General features: G+C 29.6%; 26 protein-coding genes, 1 pseudogene and 1 other annotated feature. Of the genes and pseudogenes, 22 read left to right on the top strand and 5 right to left on the bottom strand.

The genetic code is table 11. The features are described 5' to 3' along the window. Positions 1–23: 23 nt before the first annotated feature. A complete protein-coding gene (locus tag ACF91D_RS23575; protein ID WP_042738471.1) occupies positions 24–1100 on the top strand; it encodes an AbrB family transcriptional regulator in 1077 nt (358 codons plus the stop codon). 352 nt (positions 1101–1452) lie between these two features. Next, the gene (locus ACF91D_RS23570) at positions 1453–2847 is read left to right on the top strand and encodes an MFS transporter (protein WP_119624540.1); all 1395 of its coding nucleotides are present in this window, start codon (positions 1453–1455) and stop codon (positions 2845–2847) included. A 129-nt stretch (positions 2848–2976) separates the two neighbouring features. On the opposite strand, the gene ACF91D_RS23565 is transcribed toward ACF91D_RS23570, so the two are convergent. Beyond that, entirely contained in the window at positions 2977–3537 is a 561-nt protein-coding gene (locus tag ACF91D_RS23565; protein WP_107527447.1) for a DNA-3-methyladenine glycosylase I, read from the bottom strand. A gap of 59 nt (positions 3538–3596) precedes the next feature. Beyond that, positions 3597–3837, top strand: a binding site (T-box leader). A 42-nt stretch (positions 3838–3879) separates the two neighbouring features. On the opposite strand from ACF91D_RS23565, the gene ACF91D_RS23560 reads away from it, so the two are divergent. Continuing rightward, positions 3880–6510 (top strand): valine--tRNA ligase, encoded by a 2631-nt coding sequence (locus ACF91D_RS23560; protein ID WP_119624539.1) that lies wholly within the window; start codon positions 3880–3882, stop codon positions 6508–6510. An 11-nt stretch (positions 6511–6521) separates the two neighbouring features. After that, a complete protein-coding gene (locus ACF91D_RS23555; RefSeq protein ID WP_107527449.1) occupies positions 6522–7784 on the top strand; it encodes a bifunctional folylpolyglutamate synthase/dihydrofolate synthase in 1263 nt (420 codons plus the stop codon). 592 nt (positions 7785–8376) lie between these two features. On the opposite strand, the gene ACF91D_RS23550 is transcribed toward ACF91D_RS23555, so the two are convergent. Further along, a complete protein-coding gene (locus ACF91D_RS23550; RefSeq protein WP_107528036.1) occupies positions 8377–9195 on the bottom strand; it encodes an alpha/beta fold hydrolase in 819 nt (272 codons plus the stop codon). Between the two features lie 174 nt (positions 9196–9369). On the opposite strand from ACF91D_RS23550, the gene ACF91D_RS23545 reads away from it, so the two are divergent. The 9 genes from ACF91D_RS23545 (at position 9370) to ACF91D_RS23505 (ending at position 17785) form a co-directional block, all read left to right on the top strand. Next, positions 9370–10350 (top strand): ketoacyl-ACP synthase III, encoded by a 981-nt coding sequence (locus tag ACF91D_RS23545; RefSeq protein ID WP_107528035.1) that lies wholly within the window; start codon positions 9370–9372, stop codon positions 10348–10350. 421 nt (positions 10351–10771) lie between these two features. Then, on the top strand, positions 10772–13114 hold the full coding sequence (locus ACF91D_RS23540) for a CDP-glycerol glycerophosphotransferase family protein (RefSeq protein WP_107589598.1): 2343 nt from the start codon (positions 10772–10774) through the stop codon (positions 13112–13114). Between the two features lie 6 nt (positions 13115–13120). Beyond that, positions 13121–14083, top strand: coding sequence for an XcbB/CpsF family capsular polysaccharide biosynthesis protein (locus tag ACF91D_RS23535; RefSeq protein WP_107528040.1), 963 nt, complete (start codon positions 13121–13123; stop codon positions 14081–14083). Between the two features lie 79 nt (positions 14084–14162). Further along, positions 14163–14669, top strand: coding sequence for a GNAT family N-acetyltransferase (locus ACF91D_RS23530; protein ID WP_107589600.1), 507 nt, complete (start codon positions 14163–14165; stop codon positions 14667–14669). Positions 14670–15438: 769 nt separating this feature from the next. Next, complete coding sequence (locus ACF91D_RS23525; RefSeq protein ID WP_157946393.1) at positions 15439–15579, top strand: hypothetical protein; 141 nt, start codon at positions 15439–15441, stop codon at positions 15577–15579. A 14-nt stretch (positions 15580–15593) separates the two neighbouring features. After that, the gene (locus ACF91D_RS23520) at positions 15594–16004 is read left to right on the top strand and encodes a GNAT family N-acetyltransferase (protein WP_107527980.1); all 411 of its coding nucleotides are present in this window, start codon (positions 15594–15596) and stop codon (positions 16002–16004) included. Between the two features lie 87 nt (positions 16005–16091). Further along, positions 16092–16577, top strand: a complete 486-nt coding sequence (locus tag ACF91D_RS23515) for a DinB family protein (protein ID WP_157946392.1) — start codon at positions 16092–16094, stop codon at positions 16575–16577. Positions 16578–16606: 29 nt separating this feature from the next. After that, positions 16607–16963, top strand: coding sequence for an MmcQ/YjbR family DNA-binding protein (locus ACF91D_RS23510; RefSeq protein WP_107527978.1), 357 nt, complete (start codon positions 16607–16609; stop codon positions 16961–16963). A 147-nt stretch (positions 16964–17110) separates the two neighbouring features. Continuing rightward, a complete protein-coding gene (locus ACF91D_RS23505; protein ID WP_392437804.1) occupies positions 17111–17785 on the top strand; it encodes a prepilin peptidase in 675 nt (224 codons plus the stop codon). 40 nt (positions 17786–17825) lie between these two features. Here the strand turns inward: ACF91D_RS23505 and ACF91D_RS23500 are convergent, their stop codons facing one another. Then, the gene (locus tag ACF91D_RS23500; protein ID WP_107527976.1) at positions 17826–18305 is read right to left on the bottom strand and encodes a GNAT family N-acetyltransferase; all 480 of its coding nucleotides are present in this window, start codon (positions 18303–18305) and stop codon (positions 17826–17828) included. Between the two features lie 315 nt (positions 18306–18620). Between ACF91D_RS23500 and ACF91D_RS23495 the strand changes: the two genes are divergently transcribed. The 3 genes from ACF91D_RS23495 to elxI1 all read left to right on the top strand — a co-directional run bounded on the left by ACF91D_RS23495 (position 18621) and on the right by elxI1 (position 20009). Beyond that, complete coding sequence (locus ACF91D_RS23495; protein ID WP_259335665.1) at positions 18621–19130, top strand: MepB family protein; 510 nt, start codon at positions 18621–18623, stop codon at positions 19128–19130. Positions 19131–19536: 406 nt separating this feature from the next. After that, positions 19537–19770, top strand: coding sequence for a VraH family peptide resistance protein (locus ACF91D_RS23490; RefSeq protein WP_119624534.1), 234 nt, complete (start codon positions 19537–19539; stop codon positions 19768–19770). After that, the gene (elxI1, locus tag ACF91D_RS23485; RefSeq protein ID WP_119624533.1) at positions 19767–20009 is read left to right on the top strand and encodes an epilancin biosynthesis-related protein ElxI1; all 243 of its coding nucleotides are present in this window, start codon (positions 19767–19769) and stop codon (positions 20007–20009) included. Before ACF91D_RS23490 ends, elxI1 begins: the two co-directional genes overlap by 4 nt. Before the next feature lie 472 nt (positions 20010–20481). On the opposite strand, the gene ACF91D_RS23480 is transcribed toward elxI1, so the two are convergent. Further along, positions 20482–20577 (bottom strand): MerR family DNA-binding transcriptional regulator, encoded by a 96-nt coding sequence (locus ACF91D_RS23480; protein WP_220452764.1) that lies wholly within the window; start codon positions 20575–20577, stop codon positions 20482–20484. A 110-nt stretch (positions 20578–20687) separates the two neighbouring features. On the opposite strand from ACF91D_RS23480, the pseudogene ACF91D_RS23475 reads away from it, so the two are divergent. The 6 genes and pseudogenes from ACF91D_RS23475 to ACF91D_RS23450 all read left to right on the top strand — a co-directional run bounded on the left by ACF91D_RS23475 (position 20688) and on the right by ACF91D_RS23450 (position 25498). Beyond that, positions 20688–21473: pseudogene (locus ACF91D_RS23475) on the top strand (SDR family NAD(P)-dependent oxidoreductase). 1044 nt (positions 21474–22517) lie between these two features. Beyond that, a complete protein-coding gene (locus ACF91D_RS23470; RefSeq protein ID WP_107528127.1) occupies positions 22518–22766 on the top strand; it encodes a hypothetical protein in 249 nt (82 codons plus the stop codon). A 114-nt stretch (positions 22767–22880) separates the two neighbouring features. Continuing rightward, the gene (locus ACF91D_RS23465; protein WP_107528128.1) at positions 22881–23171 is read left to right on the top strand and encodes a hypothetical protein; all 291 of its coding nucleotides are present in this window, start codon (positions 22881–22883) and stop codon (positions 23169–23171) included. Between the two features lie 197 nt (positions 23172–23368). Further along, positions 23369–23533, top strand: a complete 165-nt coding sequence (locus ACF91D_RS23460; protein WP_182475623.1) for a hypothetical protein — start codon at positions 23369–23371, stop codon at positions 23531–23533. Between the two features lie 801 nt (positions 23534–24334). Then, on the top strand, positions 24335–25012 hold the full coding sequence (radC, locus tag ACF91D_RS23455; RefSeq protein ID WP_042738489.1) for a RadC family protein: 678 nt from the start codon (positions 24335–24337) through the stop codon (positions 25010–25012). Between the two features lie 204 nt (positions 25013–25216). Next, on the top strand, positions 25217–25498 hold the full coding sequence (locus tag ACF91D_RS23450; RefSeq protein ID WP_107527230.1) for a hypothetical protein: 282 nt from the start codon (positions 25217–25219) through the stop codon (positions 25496–25498). A 206-nt stretch (positions 25499–25704) separates the two neighbouring features. On the opposite strand, the gene ACF91D_RS23445 is transcribed toward ACF91D_RS23450, so the two are convergent. Then, on the bottom strand, positions 25705–25884 hold the full coding sequence (locus tag ACF91D_RS23445) for a hypothetical protein (protein ID WP_082039180.1): 180 nt from the start codon (positions 25882–25884) through the stop codon (positions 25705–25707). Positions 25885–25940: the final 56 nt, after the last annotated feature.

Below are 25940 nucleotides of genomic sequence, written 5' to 3'. Positions count from 1 at the left end.
AAAATAACGAAAGTTGTGAAGTCATGAATAAACATTTAAGAAACAATTTAATTGTTTTGGGTTTAGCCATTATACTCAGTTTGCTATTACATTCAGCACACATTTTACTACCGTTTATGTTTGGCCCGATTATTGCAAGTGTAATCTGTATCAGATTCTTTCATTTAGATATCAAATGGCCCTTTTGGCTTAGTCAAATTGGACTTATTCTCTTAGGGGTACAAATTGGAAGTACATTTACTAAGAAAGTAATTTATGATATTAAAGACGATTGGTTAACGATTGTTTTAATTACCATTATGTTATTAGTCTTAGCATTAATAATTGCATATTTCTTTAAGAAAATTGCGAAAGTTAATACCGAGACAGCCATTTTAAGTGTCATACCTGGTGCATTAAGTCAAATGCTAGTCATGGCAGAAGAAGATAAAAAAGCAAATATCATGGTTGTTAGTTTAACACAAACGTCACGCATTATATTTGTCGTTGTATTGGTCCCATTTATTTCTTATTTTTTTAGAGACAGTGGTGGACATGCAGGTGCTGTTTCTACTGCTAGTCAGAAATTAACAGAAGCATTAAACTTACCTAATATAGCTTTATTAATTGTAGCTATTGCTGTTGTTTATTACTTAATGGGTAAAATCAACTTTCCAACTAGACAGTTACTTGCCCCAATTGTAGTATTAATTATTTGGAATATGATGACTGGAATAACCTTTACATTAGATAATTACATCATTGCTGCTGCACAAGTTATTTATATGATTAGAATTGGTGTTCAAATTGCTAATTTATTAAATCAAATGAAAGGTCGTATAGCAGTAGCTATCGCTTTTCAAAATGTAATGCTTATCCTATTAGCATTCGTAATGGTTTATATTATCTCACTGGTGTCAGATCATTCTATAAATGAGTTGTTCCTAGGTGCTGCACCAGGTGGAATGAGTCAAATTGTGTTAGTCGCTATAGAGACTGGAGCCGATGTAGCCATGATATCTAGTTATCATATCTTTAGAATATTCTTTATATTATTTTTAATTGCACCTTTATTGAAGTATTATCTGCAATATAGAGCACATTCACGTACTAAAAATTAATTAATAATAATAACTCCTAATAGCCATTCATTTTGTTATTAGGGGTTTGATTTTTAATTGTGATTGTTTCATGACATTTTATAGAAAATGTACAGTTTTGTACTATATAAGTTGGGCGCAACAAAAAAGATAAACACTTTAAAAATAGGTGTAACTATACTATTTTAACGTCATTTTTTACCGATATAATATTCCGACTTTTCTGACTGTTAAAAAATATTTAAACGTTTCTAACAACACGCCTCACTGTAAGTAACCGCTTACGCTTTGATTTTTATTGTAAAATCAACTGTTGACGTTTAGTTGATACATGCTAAAATGACTTCTTGTAAATAAAAGGAGTGTATATGTCATGAAGTTTAACAAGCATAAAATTAACACCGTAGACATAAATCAGGCAAAGAAAAGTGTATTTGCGACTGGTATCGGTAATGCTATGGAGTGGTTTGATTTTGCTTTATATTCATATTTAGCCGTAATTATAAGTAAAAACTTTTTCAGTCAAGTTGAAAATGATGAAATCAAACTTATATTTACATTTGCCACTTTTGCGATAGCGTTCTTATTACGTCCTGTCGGTGGCATTGTATTCGGGAAAATTGGGGACAAATATGGACGAAAAGTTGTACTAACATCGACCATCATTTTAATGGCGATTTCTACATTTATCATAGGTGTTTTACCCACATATGATCAAATTGGAATTTGGGCACCAATTATTTTATTAATAGCTCGTATAATGCAAGGTTTTTCAGTAGGTGGAGAATATGCAGGTGCAATGGTTTATATTGCAGAATCGTCACCTGATAACAAACGTATTAGATTGGGAAGTGGATTAGAATTAGGTACTTTATCTGGTTACATTTTTGCTTCGGTATTAATCACTATTATGTTTTGGTTGATTCCATCTGAAAGTATGCAATCTTGGGGTTGGCGTATCCCATTTTTCGTAAGTATTCCAATTGGTTTATTCGGTTTATACTTAAGATCACACTTAGAAGAATCGCCAATATTTGAAAATGACTTAGCAAATCATCAAGAAGATGAACCTGGTTTCTTACAAACCATTAAAGAAAATAAACGTGACATTTTATTATGTGTAGTATTTGTTGCTTTCTTCAATATTACAAACTATATGTTACTAGGATATATGCCTTCATACTTAGATGAAATTGTCGGCATAAAAGATACAATCAGTACACCGATTACAGCAGTTGTACTAATTATTATGTTACCATTTGCTATTATGTTTGGTCGCTTAGGCGATAAGAGCGGTAACAAGAAAATTATCAGCGTTGGTTTAATTTTAGGTATTGTCTTCTCAATCATTTCGTTCCAATTTTTAAATGGCGGAAATTTAGGTTTCTTATTTATTGGTTTATTAATGATTGGAATTGTCTTATCCGTATATGAAGGAACAATGCCAGGAACATTGCCAACATTATTCTTTACAAATGTGAGATATAGAACATTATCATGGACGTTTAATATCGCCGTTTCAATATTTGGTGGAACAACACCATTAGTTGCTTCTTGGCTAGTACATGTTACGAATAATAACCTAGCACCAGCGTTTTACTTATTAGCAGTAAGTATCATTGGTTTATTGGTTGTATTATTCTTATTTAAAGATACATCAAAACAATCATTAAAAGGTTCTTATCCAACAGTTGCTACAGAGAAAGAATTTGAAATCGCCGTAGAAAATCCAAAAGATTCACTATGGTGGAAATCAGAAGTTAAATAATCAATATAGTTAATGTTTATCAAGAATTAAGTAGAGCAGACCTGAAATTTTATTTCGGGTCTGCTCTTTATTGTATTTTTTTACATTGTAGAAACGGTTGATACATATCTTGTGAAAAAGCTAAATTGATTATAGATACTTAGGGTTATTAGGGCATGATTGTAGATGTGCATTATACAAACCCGCAGCTTCAAGAAATGAAAATACAGTGACTGGTCCTAAAAACTTAAAGCCATAACGCTTTAAATCCTTAGATAATTGTCTTGCTCTATCGTCTACAGTAATACGATCAGAACTGTGTTTGTAGTTAAAATCAATAGGTTGATGATCCACATATGACCATAAGAAATCACTGAAATTACCAAATTCATTTTCTATTTTCAAAAAACCCTTAGCTTGCTCAACAATAGCTTCTAATTTTTTACGATGGTGAACGATATTTGGAAAGTCCATAAGGTTATCTATATCTTTAGATGTCATCTTTGAGACAATTTCTGGATCAAAGTTATGAAAAGCAGCTTCATATGCTTCTTTTTTCTTTAAAATAGTTAGCCATGATAAACCGGCATGTTGAGATTCAAGTGCTAACAATTTGAATAATGCATGACTATCGTATAGCGGTTGTCCCCATACTTCATCATGATATTGTATGTAAATTGGATCCTTTGTGCCAAAAGCGCATTCATTCATAAATTTTCCCCCTAGTGCATTGACTTATTGCTCTATCCATTATACTATAATTAAGGAAATAAATATTGTCTTTTGGGAAGAGTAAATAGAGTTAGATTTGACAGAGAGTACACGGTAAGCTGAAAGTGTATAGTTTAACTTATTGAAGGTAGCCCACGTTGAACTTTTACTGAAATACGGCGTTTGTCGTTTGTAGATTAGGTTAAAGCGTGTTTGAGCGTTAATCATATAATGAGTGCATGGATTGAGTATAACTTGATTCATGAATTTAGGTGGTACCACGGAATATCCGTCCTATATTATTAGGACGGATATTTTTTATTTTAAGGAGGATTTTATCAAATGGAAATGAAACCAAAATATAATCCGAGCGAAGTTGAGTCAGGACGATATGACCAATGGGTAAACAATGGATATTTTAAAGCTGCAGAAGATAATTCTAAGGAAACATATACAATCGTTATTCCACCACCAAATGTAACGGGTAAATTGCATTTAGGACATGCATGGGATACGACATTACAAGATATCATCACACGTATGAAACGTATGCAAGGTTACGATACACTGTATTTACCAGGAATGGACCACGCAGGTATTGCAACACAAGCTAAAGTTGAAGCGAAGTTAAATGAACAAGGTTTATCTAGACATGATTTAGGTAGAGAAAAATTCCTTGAAAAAGCTTGGGAATGGAAAGAAGAATATGCAAGCTTTATCCGTAACCAGTGGTCTAAATTAGGATTAGGTTTAGACTATAGTAGAGAAAGATTCACTTTAGATGAAGGTTTAAGTAAAGCTGTTAAAAAAGTATTCGTTGATATGTACAATAAAGGCTTAATTTATCGTGGCGAATATATTATCAATTGGGATCCAGTTGCACGTACTGCGTTATCTGACATCGAAGTAATCCACGAAGATGTACAAGGCAAATTCTATCACTTTAAATATCCATATTCCGATGGTGAAGGATATATTGAAATTGCTACAACAAGACCAGAAACAATGCTTGGTGATACAGCAATTGTTGTAAACCCGAATGATGATAGATATAAAGATGTTATCGGTAAGAAGGTCATCCTACCAATTATAGGTAAAGAATTACCAATATTAGCGGATGAATATGTTGATATTGATTTTGGTAGTGGTGCAATGAAAGTAACGCCTGCACACGATCCAAACGACTTTGAGATAGGTAACCGACATGATCTCGAACGCATAATTGTTATGGATGAATCTGGCAAAATGAACGATAAAGCTGGAAAATATGAAGGCATGGATCGTTTTGAATGTCGTGAACAATTAGTTAAAGATTTGGAAGCAGAAGGCTTAGTAATTAAAATTGAAGAGCATGAACATTCAGTAGGTCACTCTGAGCGTTCTGGTGCAGTTGTTGAACCTTATCTATCAACGCAATGGTTTGTAAAAATGAAACCTTTAGCTGAGCAAGCATTAAATAATCAAGATACTGATAATAGAATTGATTTTGTACCAGCACGTTTTGAAAAAACTTTTAACCGTTGGATGGAAGAAATCAGAGACTGGACGATCTCTAGACAATTATGGTGGGGACATCAAATTCCAGCGTGGTATCATAATGAAACAGGTGAAATTTACGTAGGTGAAGAAGCTCCTGACAATCCAGAAGAATGGACACAAGATGCTGATGTATTAGATACATGGTTCTCAAGTGCTTTATGGCCATTTTCAACTTTAGGTTGGCCAGACGTTGATGCTGACGATTTCAAACGTTACTTCCCAACCAATGCATTGGTTACTGGGTATGATATTATCTTCTTCTGGGTCGCACGTATGATATTCCAAGGCTTAGAATTTACAGGTGAGAGACCATTTAATGATGTATTATTACATGGCTTGGTACGTGCTGAAGACGGCCGTAAGATGAGTAAATCATTAGGTAATGGCGTTGATCCAATGGATGTTATTGATGAATATGGTGCTGATAGCTTGAGATATTTCTTAGCGACAGGCTCATCACCTGGTCATGATTTACGTTATTCTACGGAAAAGGTTGAATCAGTTTGGAATTTCATCAATAAAATTTGGAATGCAGCAAGATTTAGTATCATGAATATAGGTGAATCATTTAATGTTGATGATGTTGATCTTTCAGGCAATTTATCATTAGCAGATAAATGGATCTTAACACGCTTAAACGAAACAATTGCCAATGTTACAGAACTTAGTGAAAAATATGAATTTGGTGAAGTTGGGCGTGCATTGTATAACTTTATTTGGGATGAATTCTGTGATTGGTATATTGAAATGAGTAAAATACCAATGAACGGTGAAGATGAAACTCAAAAACAAGTGACAAGATCAGTATTAACTTATGTATTAGATAATACAATGAGAATGCTACATCCATTTATGCCATTTGTTACTGAACAAATTTGGCAAAACTTACCACATCATGGTGAAACAATTGTCAATGCAGCATGGCCAACAGTTGACGAATCACTTATTTTTGACGACAGTAAAGAAACAATGCAACAACTTGTTGAAATTATCAAATCTGTAAGACAATCTAGATTAGAAGTAGATACACCGTTATCAAAGGCTATTCCAATCTTTATTCAAGCAAAAAATGAAAACACAAAGGAAACATTAGTCAATAACTCTAATTATATCGACAGATTCTGCCATCCAAGCGAACTAACGATTGAAACTTCAATTGAAATACCTGAAAAGGCAATTACATCGATTACAACAGCTGGTGAAGTTGTATTGCCGTTAGAAGGACTCATTGATATGGATAAAGAAATTGCTCGTTTAGAAAAAGAGCTAGATAAATGGCAAAAAGAATTAGATCGCGTAAATAAGAAATTGGCAAATGAAAATTTCGTAAACAAAGCACCTGAGAAAGTAATCAATGAAGAACGAAATAAACAAACAACTTATCAAGAAAAATATGATGGTGTTAAGTTACGAATTAAACAATTAAAATCATAGGAGTCCTAAACATGAATTACCTTGACAGCTTATATTGGATACATGAACGAACTAAATTTGGTATCAAACCAGGCGTTAAACGTATGGAATGGATGCTAGAACGACTGAACAATCCACAATTTAATATAAATGGTATTCATGTTGGTGGGACAAATGGTAAAGGTTCTACAGTGGCTTATTTAAGATCAGCGTTAGTTGATAATGGATATGAAGTTGGAACCTTTACTTCACCATTTATTGAAACGTTCAATGAAAGAATTAGTTTGAATGGTGTTCCAATCAGCGATGACGAAATTGTTGAACTTGTTCAAAGGGTTAAACCTGTTAGTGAATTATTAGAAGTTGAGACGGATTTAGGAACGGCCACTGAATTCGAAATCATTACTACGATGATGTTTTTATACTTTGGTGAACTACATCCCGTCGATTTCGTAGTAATAGAAGCAGGGCTTGGAATTAAAAATGATTCAACAAATGTATTTAAACCAATATTATCAATTTTAACGAGTATCGGCTTGGACCACACGGACATTTTAGGTGACACATATGCTGATATTGCAAGAGATAAAGGTGCAATTGTTAAACCTGAAACGCCTGTTATTTATGCCGTTAAGAATGAAGACGCATTGCATATTATTCGTGAATTGGTTGAACAGCAAAGTGCTGACGGAATTGAATTCGAAAGAGATATAAGTATTATTTCAGAAGACGAAGAATTTACTTACCGTTATAAAGACTATGAACTAGAAACATTGATGCTTAATATGTTAGGTGAACATCAAAAGGAAAATGCTGCACTTGCCATTACTGCTTTAATTGAATTAAATGAAGCGGGTATTGTTGATTTAGACTTTAATAAAATGATTGATGGTATAGAATCTGTAACTTGGACAGGTAGAATAGAACAGGTTAAAGAATCACCATTGATGATTGTTGATGGCGCACATAATAATGAAAGCATTGAAGCATTGATTGAAACGATTAGAAATTATTATCATAGAGATAAACTCGATGTATTGTTTGCCGCAACTAAAGGTAAGCCAATCACTTCTATGGTTGATCAATTGAAAGAAATCACAGAAACCTTTTATGTTACGGACTTTGACTTTCACAAAGCGTTAGATAAACAAACCATTTTTGATGAAATTAAGGTAGATGATAAAGTATTAGTCGATGATTGTGTACGCTTTATTGAAAATTATGAAGGGGAAGGCCTGCTGATTACAGGTAGCCTTTACTTTATAAGTGAAGTTAAAGCAAAAGTGACATTTTAATTTTAAGTATTTAAAGCGAAATGCTAGTTTAAAGACTACAATTTGTTCAAAACAAATAACTAAATAACTAGAGTCCAGAACATAACGTTTTTGGATCTTTGAAAAATGGCAATTTCTATTTTAAATAATATAGGAATTGTCTTTTTCATTTTTAAAATTATGACTAGTTTGTTGCACTATTACTTTTCATATATTGAATAATACGAAAATAATGGCAGTTTAATTTTTGACTTTGTTTTATAGTTCGAGTCGATATTTAAATCAAACGCAAAACTGTCATAAAGCCAAAGCTTTTGTTTAAAATAGGTTTTGAAATATACTTAGTTCAAAATGCAGACTATTGTTTTTAATAATTTTATTGTGAAACATAATTATTCGAAAGTATTTTGACGAGATGCTTAAAGTAGCACTAACAGTCGAAGACCGAGATAGAGAAATACACTAAGTTTGTGAGCGAATAATTCAAAATATATATAAAGCACTCAGATAAATTGAAAACAATTATCTGAGTGCTTTTTTCTAGGAATCATATATATGTTATTGTTGTTAAATTTGAAATAGACTATTTCGTTACATCTTTGTCTCATATCTTTCATTCTGTTAACCTTTGTAAGAAATTATCTATAAACAATTTGTTAAAATCATATAGGTCTATAAAGAAATTGTGTCCCGCATCACTAAAGACGGTATAACTTGATTTAGGAAATGACGTAAAGAAATCTACTTGATCTTGATAACCAACGACATTATCATATTTACCTAGTAATAGAGTAATAACAGTATTGTTGGCAATATTTATGTCTTCTTCAAAGCTAAATTTGTAATATTTATCATTGTCTCTTCTAATATTATCCATAAATGGTTCGTCAGCGCTCTGATATCCAGGCACTATCGTATTTATATAATAATCCCACGTTTTTTGATTGATTCTTGTAGTCGTATCGAGATAGTCAGCTAAATAATCACTTTCTTTTGGTAAATCAAAATGTTGATCAATGATCTGCTTTCCTTCTGGTATGCGTCTTTGTTTATCTTCTGCATAGACTACTGGACACGTTAAATATAGTCCCGCAACTTTTTCCTGTAATTTATGTGCTAAGCCAATACTTAAATAACCGCCATAAGAATGACCGACTAATGCTAAAGGCTCAGTTAAATTTAAAGCATCAATAAACTTCACTATGTACGCTAACATTTCATCAGAATTTGTAATATTAGGTGTGGATGGGGATTCGCCCATACCAGGCAAGTCTAGGTAAATTCTTTGAAATTGTTGATTATCCTGCAATAATGGTTCATAAATTTTATCCATACTATCAATGTTAAGTGCATTACCATGAATGAATAATAAAGGTCGACCTTCGCCATATATTTTATAGTTTAATGATATATCGTTTATTTTAATTTTCATCAAAGTCCCCCTTTAAAGTAGGTGATTATTTAGCATTATAGCACTTAGAAATAATTTGCAAAACAAAATAGGTTTTAATATTCTGAAATTTCAAAATATAACATCATTAAATTTGAATTAAAAAGAAATATCTATACAATAAGAGATACTTAAAATATATAGGTAGGTGCAAATATGAAGTCTATGGCAAAAATAACGGCACAAGGTGCTTACGTGCCTGAAAAAGTGTTGACTAACTCAGATTTTGAAAAAATAGTTGAAACTACAGATGAATGGATACAACAAAGGACTGGTATTATTGAACGTCGTATAACTGCTGATGATGAACACACGAGTGATTTAAGTTATAAGTCAGTGCTTGATCTACAACAACGTTATAATGTAGACCTTTCTGATGTTGATTTAATAATTAATGCAACGATGACACCAGATTATAAAACACCCAGTGTTGCTTCTTATGTTCAAAGTAAATTAGGTCTAAAAAATTGTGGTGCGATTGATATTAATGCGGCCTGTGCAGGATTTACATATGCATTAAACTTAGCAAATGGTATGATCACATCTGAACAAAATAAAAAGGTACTAGTCATTGGTGCAGAGTCATTATCTAAAGTTACAGATTATAGTGATAGAAGTACATGTATTTTATTTGGAGATGGCGCAGGTGCATTTCTAGTTGAGTTTGATAGTGAAACATCAAGCTTTATAACTAGTAAATCAGGTTCCGATGGAGATAAAGCATTGAATCTATATTGCTCTGATTTATCACAAGAAATGTTTGATGAGTCGTTGGATAATCCAGAATACATTGTACAAAATGGTCGTGGTGTATATAAATGGGCTGTAGGTAATATACCCAGCATAATTGAACAAACTATGATGCAGGCCAATTACAATATTGATCAGTTAAATTGGTTTGTGCCACATAGTGCAAATGCGCGTATGATTGAATCCATTTGTAATCGTGCCAACATACCATTAGAAAAGGCCTTAATGAGTTTACAATATTTTGGTAACACTTCTTCAGCAACCATACCTTTAGCTATTGATTTAGCAGTAAAACAAGAGAAAATTAAAAAAGATGATTTACTCTTATTAGTTGGTTTTGGTGGTGGTTTGTCTTACGCTTCAACTTTAATAAAATGGACACTTTAACAAATATTAAATTTAGCTAGTTTATTCATTTATTGACAACAATTTTATAGAATTTAAGGAGAGATAATGGGCGATTGGTTGGCCTGTTATCTCTTGTTTTTTAACTGCTGTTTTATGTTTGGCAATGGGTTTGTTTTTCTCATGGATTTTTAAATATATATACAATCATATATTGTTTCGTTCTTTAAAATATAATTTACAAAAATGTAAACTAATTTTAAGAATGTCGTTTATTTTTTATAAATTAGGAAATAAAATATATAAAAACTAATTATGGCAACCTAAATTTATACTTTGTTTATTTATATAGATTAAATAAATATTATATAGTATTATATAATTAGTCGATGATAATAATTGATAATTGGGGAATTAGTTATAACTTGAGAAATTGTAAATTTTAAAGGGGAGTTTTTAACAGATGCGGATAAACATACTCGGATACAATATTTTCTCTAAAGGTGGCACATCGAGAAGTAATATAAACTTAATCAAAACCTTTTTAGAAAAAGGACATATAGTACAGTACTTTAACAGTCAACCATTTGAAGATAGTGATATAACAAGACTGATTATTCATGAAGATATAAGTTCAGCAAATTTCACAATATTTAGTAGTCAATATGAAGCTAAATTATCGACTGGGGACATTTTAATCATTACGCGTGAAGATTTATTTAAATATTCACGAATTATAAAACAACATAATAAAGAAATTAAAATTGTTGGCGAGATACATGGCCCACTTGAATACATAAACGACGAAATTGATTTGGCATTAGATTCAATAGATTGTATCAGAGTGAGCACTGAATCAATAAAGAAAAAGTTCCAAGAAAAATATAATTATGATGCAGTATTTAATAAATATGTAAATGCACAACATATCGATATAAATTGTAAGCCTGCGAATACCAAGCGCAATTTGTTGATTAAGTCTCGTTTTGAAGATGGTATTAAAGATATTTCGTATGTTATAAAACTAATTAATTATATTAAGAAAAATACATATAAGACAGACATTCAATTATATATTGTTGGATACGGACCATCTGAGAATTTATATAAAAATTTAGTAGCATACTATAACTTACAAGATAATGTGCATATTAATGAAAAGGAACCCCTAAATTATGTATATGTTTCTACATCTCCTTATGAAACATTAGGATACTCTATATTGGAAACAATTGGAATTGGTAACCAAGCCTTGATATATGCAGGTAATGATAACGTATTAAAAGAAATTTACGAAAAATATCATGGCATATCATTTTTAACTAAACATTTTCAAAAAGATAGTGAAAAGTTAATAGCTGTGTTAGATGGTAAGTATACGAAAGCGCAACGAAATGAAGATATAGAAAACTTGAAACTTGATTTTACTAATGAAAATTACGCAGATGATTACTTGAAAAAAATTAGTAAAATGAAGGTTAAACAGGCAAAAGAACATAAATTACCAATTTATAAATTTAAGAAAAAAAGAACTCATGTCAATAAAATACAAAAGTTAGATCGAAAGCGTGATTTGTATGAACAATTAAAGAAAACAGCGATGTTTAAATTATTATTAAATAATAATATCTTCTTTAATAGAATGAAAAAAATGTATAACTTTAGAAAAGAACGCTTAGAACGCAAGTTAATGGAAGGTATTGAACCAGATAGTAACAAAGTGTTCATTGAATCATTCCATGGTAATAACTTTAGTGGTGACCCTAAATTTTTAGCTTTAAAAATTAAAGAGCAATACAAAAATAAAAAAATCTATGTTAGTTCAGTTAATTCTTTAGTAGATATTGAAGTTAGAAATGCAGGTCTCATTCCGATTCGGTTCGGTAGTACAATTTATAAAAAAATTTTCCGATCATGTAAATATGTCTTTATGAATGGAAATTCCTTAGACAAAGTTTATAAACATAAAAATCAAGTTTTTATACAAACTTGGCATGGATTTCCATTAAAGAAAATGGTTAACGACTTAGGAGATAAGAAAGAAAAACAATTGCAACTTAACAAATTCATTCCACGTATGAAAAAATGGGACTATTTAATTACTGCCTCGAATTTAAACACATTATTATTAAAATCTGCCTTTAAATTAGAGAAAAATGAAAATTTAACAGTATTAGAATTAGGGTCTCCACGCAACGAATACTTGATTAATCACAATACGGAAACGGAATGGCTAAGAATTCAACGCAAATATTTATTTACAAATGATAAAAATATAAAATATGTCTTATATTGTCCTACATGGAGACAAGGCGAGAGAGAGAGTCTAACGCAAATTGATTTAATTGAATTATTAAATCAACTACCAAAAAATTATAAAATTATTGTCAAACTTCATCCAAATGAAGCACGATTAAGAAATAAATATAATGCATTAGATGCAAGGATACATTGTTTTTACAATGAGTTTGTAGATATCCAAGAGTTATATATTTTATGTGCTGCCATGATTACTGATTATTCATCGACAATTTTTGATTATGCACATTTAAATAAACCCATTTTCTTACTACAAGAAGATAATTCACAGTATAAGCAAGATGTTGGGTTTTATTTTGATATTAATGAAGTAGGGCGTTTTCCTGAAGCGGCATTAAATGAAACGAAATTAGCAAGTCAGTTAACTCGTGTAGGTGCTATTGATTATAGTCAAATGATTAGTCGATTAATGAAAAATGATAAGTCTGACAGTTCGGAAAATATATTAAAATATATCTTCACGGATAATATTGAAAAAAGTGGGTAAATCATCATGATAGAAAATAAAATTTTCAAATTAAATGATAAGATACCATTTAGAAACCAAAAGCGTATTATGATAGACACAGGTGATGCTGAAAATTATATACAAAAAGCAAGAACTTCAGCTGAAATATATGGAAAATATATAGAACTACTTAAACAAGATTATATTTTGTATTTTCATGAACATACTGTTTCAAAGTTTTATAAGCGTACACACGTTGAAGCACTATTTCAGCGCAAAGATTTGATTAGGCATCATGATATTTTCTATACATTAGATGTGCCTCAAGGTAGAAAATGTAACAAATTCGAATCCGAGAAATTATTAGTATTATTTACATGCATGCCAAACGCACAGAATTACGATAGTTCATTAATACCAAAACGTATGTTTCCTAAATTCTTTGATGGTATTGAACGAAATTTAATGAAAAATATAAATACCATGCGTATCATGGATTTAAATGCTTCTCATGGCTCGCATTATATCAATACTGTTAATAATGACACATTTGAAGATGATATAGTCAGTGCGATTCGTCAAGTACAGAAGGAACTAGATATTTCAGACGAAAACACTGTATTATATGGGGCTTCAAAAGGTGGTACGGGTGCATTGAATTATGGTGCAAGACTAGATTTAAAGTGTTTAGCAGTTGATCCGATTATTAGTACAGAAGAGTATAATCTGTCTGATGAACATTTTTTAAAACATATTAGAGAAGAAGATTTGAGTAATAAAATAAATCAATATTTGGCGAATGGGAGTAACCAAAGTAAATATGTGATCAGTTCAGAGAATGTAGTATTTAACTTTGCAAAAGCACAAGAAATAAAGGGTGATAATCTACAGTTAATTAATAAGAAAGACACACATATTACAGCTCACCCCGAAGTATCAAGAAATACCGTTCCAGAACAAATGACAATTTTAAATATGCTTTTTTCTGGAGAAACATTGATAAAATAATAAAAATGAGCGCCGCAGTGATAATGACTGAGGCGCTTTAGTTTAGTTGTGATTAAAGCAACAAGTAAGAGGTGTTAAAATGTTAGAAACTGATAGGTTACTCATTGTAAAACCATCTTTTCAGTATACGCAAGAACTATTTGAAATTCATTCCAATATTTCCAGTACACTATATACTCCAGCCGGTAAGCATAATACAATTAATGATACTAAGTTAATGATAGAGTACTGGTTAGCAGATTGGAACAATTTTGGATACGGCTACTTTTTATTTTTAGATAAATCTTCAAATGAATTGATTGGTAGTGGAGGTATTAAAAATATCCATTTAGATCAAAGTAAAGTACTCAATTTATATTATCGACTACACCCTGAATCAACGGGTTATGGATATGCTTATGAAGCAATGCAATCAATTATTGAATGGATATATAGTATAGTCACAAAAGATTTAACAATGCTCATTAGAACAGATAAACACAATCATAAATCAATAAAATTAGCTGAAAAATTAGGGTTTATCAATGATAAAAAATATGATGGTTATATAGCCAAAGATGATATTTTTTATTTTAGAGATAGATGAATATAGCATTTTATAACGAAATCCATAAAGTTTGTAGCGATATATTTAATAATGATATACAATATTAATATAAAGTTATTAAAATAACTGTAATAGAATGAATAGTATTATAGAATGCTTAGTTATTAAACTTTAGTAATATTATAAATTATCAATAAAAAAGTTGTTGATGATGTTCAACGACATAGAGAAAAGAAGGTATTAGCTTGAATAGCTATAGTTGGGCAAACTTATTTCCTGTATTATGTTTAATAATTTCGATAATTATACTGATTGTAAATATCATTATTATTAAATATTTAAATCATTAAATGATGTATATTTTAGATATGCTATGGACTATTCAGTAGCTAGTTAATATCATTCTTCATTAATTTATAAAAGTTAAAACAATATTCAACTCTAGTATGATTTATGATACTTTCGATTGATAGCAAATAGTAGCTTAAATAAGCATTAATTATTTTAAAGGCAGAAAATGATAAGTAATAATAACTAAAATAATTAAAACAACAGAGAATAGTGCGCTAGGGAGTGAAATAATGAGCGTAACATCAATAATCATAATAGCCTTTATTTTGACAATTTTAATTAAAGTATTGAAAACTATTCTACACTTTTTAATTACTATTATTTTTGCTGTTTTCTACATATATTTTCTAGTGAAAGTTATGACTTGGTTAATCGTCAACTCAAGTTGATATTTACGAATTGATAGCAATTACAATGACATCTAACATTAGAGATTACAATAATAGGAGTTTTGAAGATGAAGAAAGTTATAGGTTCGATTACATGGATGGTTGTATTAGCTTTAGGAATGACATTATTTCTAGGGTTCCCCATTGGAACGATAATAGGGATAATTTTAGGTGCAATGATCAGTAAAAAATTTACCAAAGAAACATAGGTTAGGGTGATTTAATGTATTATGAACAAAATAAAGTTCCGACCGAAAAAGAATTAAAGGAATTATATTATTCTGTAGGTTGGTTTAATTACTTAACAGATGAATTTGCATTAACAACATTACTGAATCAATCAAGTTTCTTTATAACAGTTAAAGATAATGAACAATTAAAAGGATTGATACGTGTGATTACAGATGACATTTCAATTGTATATATCCAAGATTTAATTGTGTTACCAGCATATCAACGCCATGGTATTGGTAGTGAGTTATTGAATCAGGTATTGAATAGCTTTCAACATATAAGACAAATTGTATTATTAACGGATAATGAACAAGCAAAAAGAAAATTTTATGAAAAATCAGGATTATTTGAAGTGTCACAGAATAATTGTTTGGGTTTCATGAAATTAAATACAAATTAAATATTTAATAAGTCAGACCATCAATAACACACTTATTGATGGTCTTTAATTTTTATAGTTACATTTAAACAATTTGGAGGTTAAATGATGAATGAACAAGTTTATGCATGGGTAAAAATAACTCGCGATATAATATTAAGTCAATGTTCTCAATTGACTGTTGATGAGTTAAATAAGGAATTTAATATTGGATTGAAAAGCATTAAACACACATTAGTTCATATAGCAGGTTGTTATCATGCATGGTTAGGGTCTTTTATCCTTCGTAATACAGATACGCCATTATTTTCATTGCAGCAAATTAATGATTTGAATTTTGATGATATTATTAGTTACTTTGAGCAAGCTGATGCTTATGTAGATCAAATATTAAATTTGAGCCATCACGACTTATCAGAAATAGTTCTGAAACAAGTACCTTGGAAACAAGATGACACATGTCATGAAAATTCGGCATATCAATTATTTGTACATTCAGTAACACATGAGTTTCATCATAAAGGACAAATTGTATCCATGTTACGTTTGTTAGGATATGAAGTGGAAAGTACGGATATTCTAAATATTAGATAGGATTAACTTGTAAAGAAAGAAGGTTTAATATGGTTAAGAGGATAGAAGTTTTAAATTATATCGCAACTAAATATCAAATCGATCCTGATTATCCATGGAACAGATATGAAAATTATGCAGTATGTAGACATAAAAGTAATAACAAATGGTTTGTATTAATTATGGATATTACAGCTGATAAAATTGGATTAAGTGTGGATAATAAGATAGATATATTAAATATAAAAGTTGAGCAAGCATTTATTGGTTCACTGAGACGCAAAAAAGGCGTTTATGAAGCCTATCACATGGATAAGTCAAATTGGGTATCAATTAACTTAAGTGAAATAACTTCAATAGATGAAATTGCTAATTGGATTGACGATAGTTTCGATTTAACTTGTTAATGGTTGAGTAATTAAAAAAATATTAATTATTTCTATGTGTTTTGATGATATATTCAATAACTGAGAATTGTCTTAACCCAAGAAGGACAACATGCTATATTCAAAGTAGGGGGTAATAGCTTGTTGTATCAACTCATACTTTGTCCAATGTTATTTAGTTTTTTATATCAACTGTGCCATATAGAATCACTGTCATTTAAATATTTCAAATCAAGATCCCGTTGTGATTATTGTAATAAAGTATTAGACTTTTACTGTTTAATTCCGATAATAAGTTATATTTTATTAAGAGGTAAGACGCGGTGCTGCAAACATCGATTGAGTTTAACATATATCATAGGAGAGTTACTATCTCTGTCGCCATGCTTGCTACTTACTTCCAGTCATTTGCCAATCACTTTAACTACTTATTTATTAAATTTCATTTTTCTATTAGTTTTGTCGATTTGTGATTACGACAATTACGCTATACCGTTACATGTAGTTGTAATATATATCATTTGTGCCATTTTTCTTTGTGAAGTGCATTTCATAAACTTTTTGATTATATCTACTATTTTACATTGTTTATTCTTTATTTTTAAACAAGCGATAGGGTATGGTGACATCTTAATATTTTCCCTGCTATCATTTATACTGCCACTTCAAGTGTTTTTTCTAACATTACAGTTAACTTTTATAATAGCAGGTATGCTGACATTGATATTGATGATGCTTCAGCGACGTAAGATCAATAAAGTGCCCTTGATTCCTTATATTTTACTTGGTTTTATTACTGCTAACTTAGTTACTTCATTTTTCAAGATTCCCTCGATATTTTAATACTCAAATATTATTTAATTGTGCGATTGATTATAATGCTTTAATCCAGACATTTTTGCAGAAGTCTTTGCTTAACTCTGTGTTTAGTAATTACTACACCTGTATCTTTAAATCCTAATGATTTATAAAGTTTATAGGAAACATCGTTACATTCATTCACAACCAATGCAATATGATGCATATTTGGATAATTCCTTTTTATATACACATTTAAAGACTTTAAGCATGATTTTGCATACCCTTGTCTTAAATAGCGCTTGTCAGTGGAAAATGCTCTGAAAAAAATCGTTGAATGATTTTCAGTAGTAAAGTGTTGAGCATATTCACTTTCATATTGTAAAACAAAGAATGAAACAAGTTGTTTATTATGATTGAAAGCCATGATACAGTGCAGATTGTTATTCGTTTTTGCCTTCTCTATATGATATAAAGGTGACTTTGGGAAGTGAATATGATCTTGTTGTAATTGAAAGTTTCGAATAATAGATAAATAGTTATTGTTATATTTGATTAACTGCATAAAAATCGCTCCTTAAGTAAAATGAAAAATGGTATTCAAGCTAATAATTCTGGAGAATAAATTGTATGCTTTATAAATAGAGGGAAAATTCAGATAATTTAAATACTAAAGCATCAGTTGTCTATGATGAACATGATTTTTAAAATATACTAATTATAACTATAAATGTATATAAATACAATGGACTATTTCAATATTTTCATTTTTAGAGCATAAAGTATAAAATTTAAAAGCGAATATAGAACTTGTGTGAAGTAAAATGAATGATAAAGTTAAATGAGTATTTTTTAATAAACAATGAAAGGGGTTGTTATCGTGAGTGAACTAAATAGCATTGTACTATTTAAAGAAATCGACAGAGCTATATCATCATTCAATGTACAGGAAATACATGAAGAATGTTGGAATAAAGAATATGAATCAATAAATTTATCTATAAATAAAATATCTATCAAAAGTCGCTTAGCAAAGAAAACACCTAAAAAGACGGGCTATTTTCTAGCTTTATGGAAAAAAGCTCAAGAAAATATTAATGTGCCATATCAATATGAGGAATTTAAAGACTTGCTAATCGTAAATATATTAGATGAGCAGTATAAAGGTCAATTTGTATTTCCGAAAACAGTATTGGCAAAACACAATGTGTTGTGTACCAATAAAGCCAAAGGTAAAATGGCATTTCGTGTTTATCCTTCATGGGAAAAAAATTTAAATACTTCAGCAACAAAAACACAAAAATGGCAATCTCCATATTTTATTGACTTAACACATACCATAGATAAAGGTAAAGTGAATTATTTATACTTCGGTAGTAAGGAAAGTTAAGCCATTTTGTAATATTACTTATATTCTGAAAAAACTATTATTTAAATTTTCTGATATTTAATATAAAATAAATAATGTAAGTAAGTATGGGAAACTTACTTGCGTTAATTCTCAGACATTCTATTTATAAACATATCTGTATTCTTAATTTTATCCATACCGTTTTATGATTAATGAAAAAATTTATGTTTAAAAGCTGTAAGTTACTCAGGCTTACAGCTTTTTTATGTCTTATTATATTGGAAAACTTATTAATCTATTTTATAATTAAATTGTGAAACTGATTAACGGAGTAAATATTATATTTTGTGATAAGTGCAAATTTTTTTAATTGAGATAACACTTTTATTTAATAAAATTAGTTGTAAAATCATACATATTTTTATTAAAAGAAAAGGTGATATATATGACTATAATTGATATTAAAGAAAAATTGTTAAATAAGAAATGGGATATAACGGATTTAATTTTTCTATTGCTATTTATTGTATTGGCTTGTACTTTTCTGACACCAATTTTGGGTGTGCCAATAGGTATTATTGTTTATTTATTGCTATTTTTAGATGATGAAGATGATATTACTGATGAGATTGAAACAATGAATCAACAAATAGATAAAAAAAGGACTGAAAAAAATTGACTCAATTAACTAAACTATTGGATGGAATGGCGTGGGTTTGTGTGGCTTTACTCTTTTCTAAATATGCGATTCATTGGGCAAATTTGATGTTTGATTGGCATTTACGATGGTATTTCTTAGAGAATATACCATATTTAGCACTAATTCTATTTATCTTAATGTTCATATTTGCTATTCCTTCTGAAATGATAAAAGATAAGCAAAAAGAGAAAAATGATAACAGTAAGGAAATAAATTAACATTGAAAATTGAATACATATTATTTAAGCAGATTAAGTGTTAAATATAATCTGTTTATTTTTATAAATTAATTTAGAGAGATTTTAATAATTGAAATTTATAGATTAGGGTACGATTAAAGTACAGATTGATCAATACAATAAAATTTTAATATAAATAAGGATTGTTTGTTATGAATGTTTTAGGCATCATAGTCAGTTTGTTGGTAATTGTTACTTGGATATTGGTAATAATGGAATATAAAAAAGGAAACAAAGATAAATTAAGAACGCGTTTATTATTGTTAATGGCATCAATTTTAACTTTATGTATGCTATTTTTACGTTATTACACTTAGACCCTTTTTAATCCAAAATAAGATATATATGATATGTAAATTTTACTAAATGAACTTCAGAATAATTTAAAATGAAACGTCAATTTCTATTGGAATTATCTAGAAATTGACGTTTCGTTTTGTCCGTGAACTGCTTATTTCTTTCGATTCTTGTATTCTTTTTCATAATATCTAATAGTATGCGCAGGAATTTTCATTTTTTCAGATGCTTCTTTAATCGTATATGCCATAGTGACACACCCTTTCTAAACAATAAGATAAAATTTCTGGTTTTTACTTGCCTTAAAGTTGACTTCAATGTGTATAGTAGCAATATATCACGTTGAAAGGAAGTTATATTATGAATGCGAATAATAAATTTGTACTAATAACAGGCGCGAGTTCAGGGTTAGGTTTTGAACTTGCAAAACTTTTTGCTAAAGATGGATATGATGTTGCGATGTCGGGGTCAAGCGACTGAATATTTGAATCTGCAAAGCTTATAGAGCAATTAGGTGTTGAGGCATATCCATATAAAGTTGATGCATCCAAATTTGATGGGGGATAAGGATATTGGAATTTTGTCGAAGAAAAAAATCGAAAAATTGATGCTGCAGTATTAAATGTTGGAATTAGTTTAGGTGGTGCATTTTTAGAAAATAAATTGGAAGATGAATTACGCTTAATAGATATTAATATTTCAGGTACTGTTCATATGGCTAAAAGAGTTGCACATCATATGGCAAAAAACAAGTCGGGGGATATATTACTTGTTTCATCACTTTCTGCTACACTGCCAACACCATATGAAACAGTCTACGGTCCTTCGAAAGCGTTTGGATTTATGTTTGCTGAAGCTTTAAGGGAGGAATTAAAGACGAAGAATGTAAATATAACAGCAATGTTACCAGGAGCAACCAATACAGAATTCCATCATAATGCAGGCATGGATAACACATTTTTTGGTGATGAAAAGAATAAAAATGATAAAACAATTGTAGCTATACAAGGTTATGAAGCACTCAAAAATAAACTAGATCATGTAATCTGTGGAGATGAAAAAACAATACAAGAAGCTAAAGAAAATCGAACAACACCAGAGGCAGTAAAAGCAGCAAGACATGCACAAAAAGCGAAACCCGAATAAAAATTTAGGGTTATTAATTGAGTAGCTAAAAAAATGAAATCACATGTAAGATTAATGATGTATTTTGACATAAATTATAGTTTGGTAATGTTTAACAATAAACAAGGATATTATAAAGATAGGCAACTACTAGATTAATAAATCTTAGTAATTGCCTATTTCAGTGTTTATATTAGTGTTCAAGGACAGAAAGTCATAAATATATTTTGATGCTAATAACCTATCTTTTTAACTATTCGAGACTGCTAATAATTAGATCATTAATTTTTTGCATTCGCATTAAATGTTCTAATCCCTGTGTATGTCCGTGTCCAAGATAAATTAATCAGGTATTAGATAAAAGCTCCTACCTTGGAGCAGGGAAACATGAACATTTAGAATTTATCGTTGAATATGTTGTTTCTGGAAATTTGGGTATGATTTATTATTGGCTTGAGACAAATGAAACTATAGGTGATACTGAAATAACATCACTTTCATTAAAAATGGGAGTAAGTAGTGGGTTACGATTATTAAAATAATTTGTGAGCATTAAAAAATATTAATTGTCGCACTTTAAAATGTTATGAATAAATAAAGAGTATATTTATAAAAATTAAAAATTAATTGGAAATAACATATATTTATTATATAATTAAGTTAGTTTGTTAACATATTGCATTTGCTTACGAAAATACAGGAGGTGTTTGTATGTCACCCAAAATATTAATTGTACTTTTAATCATATTTTATCCAATTATAATTAAAAAGGCTAAAAGCCGACAAAATAGCACATTTTCTGACTTTCCAAACAAAAGAAATTAATTATTCACTCTTAAGCAATATAAAATAGAATATACATATTGATTTGGAATTGGAAATGGCTTTTTGAAGTGAAATATCTGAAAATTATAAAAATAAAACCGAGTGAAAGTCTTACTTCCTTATATGAATATGAAGAATTATAATATCTTTGCTTTTTATATTGTAGGAAGTTAATTTGCTTAATTCATATTGCTTTGAATTTAATTTCATCAATGAGGTATTCTACAAGGGGTTTTAATCTTGAATAAACGTGTATTAAGTGGGCTTAAAGTAGGGTTAACAGTACTACTTTGTGTGATTCTAGTAGTACTAATTTTAAATTATATCGGTGTTGATATAGATCAACATAGGATATGGAACAACTTAGGAGATTTAGGTTTAATTAATATTTTTGTGAATAAGGAATTAAATGGTCTAATTATTTTAGGGCTTATTTTAATTATCTTATCCTTTGCATTTGGATACAATTATCCAAGTAACAAGAATTAATTATATAAGATAGTAATACTTATATTTGGTACATATGTAGTTTAAAGTTTCTTAAATGACAGGAGAATTAGCATCAATTTAAAATACAGATTATTAGAAGAAAAAGTTGCATCAATGATTGTATTAACGCATGCGCTTATTTGGATAGTTATGCTCTTCTTTTTGCCAAATGATATCGTTATGCAAAAGAAGAGTGATGGTAGTATTTCATACACGCTACCAAAACAAATAGCAGCAATATTTTGTATAATCATCGCAGTCATAGTTTACATATTATGTTTGTTACCTAAAGTGGAACACGGAAAAGTTACGAATAATTATCAAGACCACTTCGTCATTATTTCTATACAGATAATGATGCTCATCGTCAGTGTTTTTATAATTATAAATGCGCTGATACATTGATACATATTGTTTTATGTTGTGGTGTATTTGGTTTTTTAGATAATATTTTTCAATTAAAGCAAATAATCATAAATGGTTTTATGGAATGAATCAAATGAAGATATTTTTATTTATATTAATATGTGGTGTACTCAGTTACTATAAATTGCAATCAAAGAAAGCAAAATAACTTTACTTATACATAAGGGAGGGATGAAATGGAAAAGTATATTAGTTGGATTCCATATATGTTGATTTTATCGTTAGGATTTTGTTACTCTCACGGATTAATTACTGGTATTGCAATTTCAGTTGTGGTTGGATCTTTAATAGGAACAACTGTTGATATGGATAAAAAAAGAAAGTTGAGAAACGTTAAATAAGAGTAGGACTATTTTTAACTTTTGTGAACTGTATTGTTTTAATAAAATTATTTTAAACTGAGTTAATGAAATATTTGTTGTAATAACAAATTTTGAAAGACTTAATCACAACGATTAAGTCTTTTTTGTTATGCGATAATATAAAAACATAAACAATGTTTAAGATTTATTGTATCTGAGGAGTTACGATTATTGAATTGGGATATATATGTTTAAATGATTTAGAATATGAAGAATTGGTTTATATTATGCGTTTTGCACCAGTGTTTATTTATGCAGCTATTTTTTAGCTTAACAATATTTTTTGACCTATTAAACATGCACTAATTAAGATCGTCCGTTTAACCTCCTAGGTGTTTGTTTTTTTAAAACGCTTTTATATTAACCATTATAGTATAGATTCTATAAACATATAGTATATAATTTTAAATCAATGTTTTGCATAAATAGAATAGCGTTATTCATATTTTTAATGCATGAAATTTTAAATTAATAGTTATCTGAATTTAAAATAATCACTTTTACCACTGTGTTAAAAGTTTAAAAGTGATATTTTTCTCTTAAATTTGTTGTGCACTTGTTATAATTAGTTTATACAGCAATAAAATTTTACAATGTATTTATTTTATAATCACGCGTTGATAGGCATTTGATTTTCATCTCCTTTAATTTCTTTAAATTTATAATATTCCTCATAAAAAGATCGTACATCGTTAATCAAATTTATCCTTATTATAATATCTAGTCTGTTTACACATCACTTCTATATATCATCTATTTTCCTAATGGAGGTCTAATTATTTGAAACTTAATGAATTAGCTACTACACAAAAGCCTAGAGAACGCATGTTAAGTGCGGGGGCTGCTTACTTATCTCATGCAGAGTTACTGGCCATATTGATTAATACAGGAAGAAAGGGTGCGTCTAGTCTTGATATTGCCAATGAATTATTGAAATCGGTCAGTAATTTAAAGGAATTAAAGTCATTATCTATAAATGATTTGAAGAAGGTCAAAGGAATGGGTATTTATAAATCGCTGATATTAAAAGCGGCGTTCGAATTGGGAGAACGTATGCATTCTGGTAGTGTGGAAGAGAAGATTCAAATTAATTCACCTAAGGATGTTGCAAATTATATGATGGCAAAAATGGAACATTTAAAGCAAGAGCAATTTGTAGTACTGTTTCTAGATTCTAAAAATATCGTATTTAAGCAACAGGTGATTTTTATTGGTACCTTAAATTCATCCATTGTTCATCCACGGGAAGTATTTTCTGAGGCAGTTAAGATTGCCGCTAATGCAATCATATTATTGCATAACCATCCTTCGGGGGATGTCACACCATCTCGTGAGGACTTAATTACGACTGAGCGTTTGCGTGAGTGTGGTGATATTATTGGTATCGATGTATTAGACCATTTAATTATTGGTGATCATTGTTATTTAAGTATGGTGGAAGCGGGCTACTTTGAGTAATTGATTTTTAGTTTGAGTATTTTTATTTTTGATGCGTATTGTTCAATTTTAATCGTTCCTCGCTTGTGATTTGAAGTTTTATTAAGAGATTGATTCATATGTAATTTTATTTACTGTTAATCGAATGTACGTATGTATGATAAATCTTTCTCGTTATTAAAGATTAAGGTATACTTGTATTGAATTGTGAGGAGGATTGCAAATATGGGGATAATTTTAATCATAGGTTTATTATTACCGATGATTTATGTAATGCAATTAACTAAAAATAAGCAACAAATTACTTGGAAAAAGACGGGTGTAGCTATTATATTAGCTGTCATAGGTAATTTAATCGTTACATTGATATATCAGCTTATACAACAATCTGGTGTTAATATATGGTTGGCACTCGGTAGTTCTATTATAGTTGCCATTGTATGGGCATTGCTCTTATGTGGGAGTTATGCAGCATATCAAATATTGTCAAATAGTATTAATAAATAGTGTTAAATATAGCTGTATATAAACCTTTTGTAAACAGTATATCTATAGTAATGGCATTAGTAGCACACATGTTTCAGCGTTTAGCATGAAGTTCAAGATGATATTAAGACTAATTTTGTTAGTATTTCTTTTTCACTAAACATATAACAACAATTTCAAAGAAAAATAGCGCTTAATTGACCATTGTCAAACTAAGCGCTAAAATTTTATTTTATGAAATTAAAATACATATTAAAGTTATCCATCAACCAAAGGATACCTTGATAGCCTAAGTATATACATAAGATGATGATACCGACATATATGATAAATCTTAGTAAGGATAATCCAACTCTAAATAGTAGAATTACTAAGAGCGCTAATAAAATAATTGAAATAAGACTCATAGATATATTCACTCCCTTTGTAACTCATTGTACTACATAATATATGCGTGTTGCAT

The organism is Staphylococcus sp. 231237_7MaSpsaltlick, assembly GCF_043107035.1.
The sequence above is the reverse complement of the archived record's forward strand: the minus strand, read 5'-3'. Positions and strand labels throughout refer to the sequence as shown.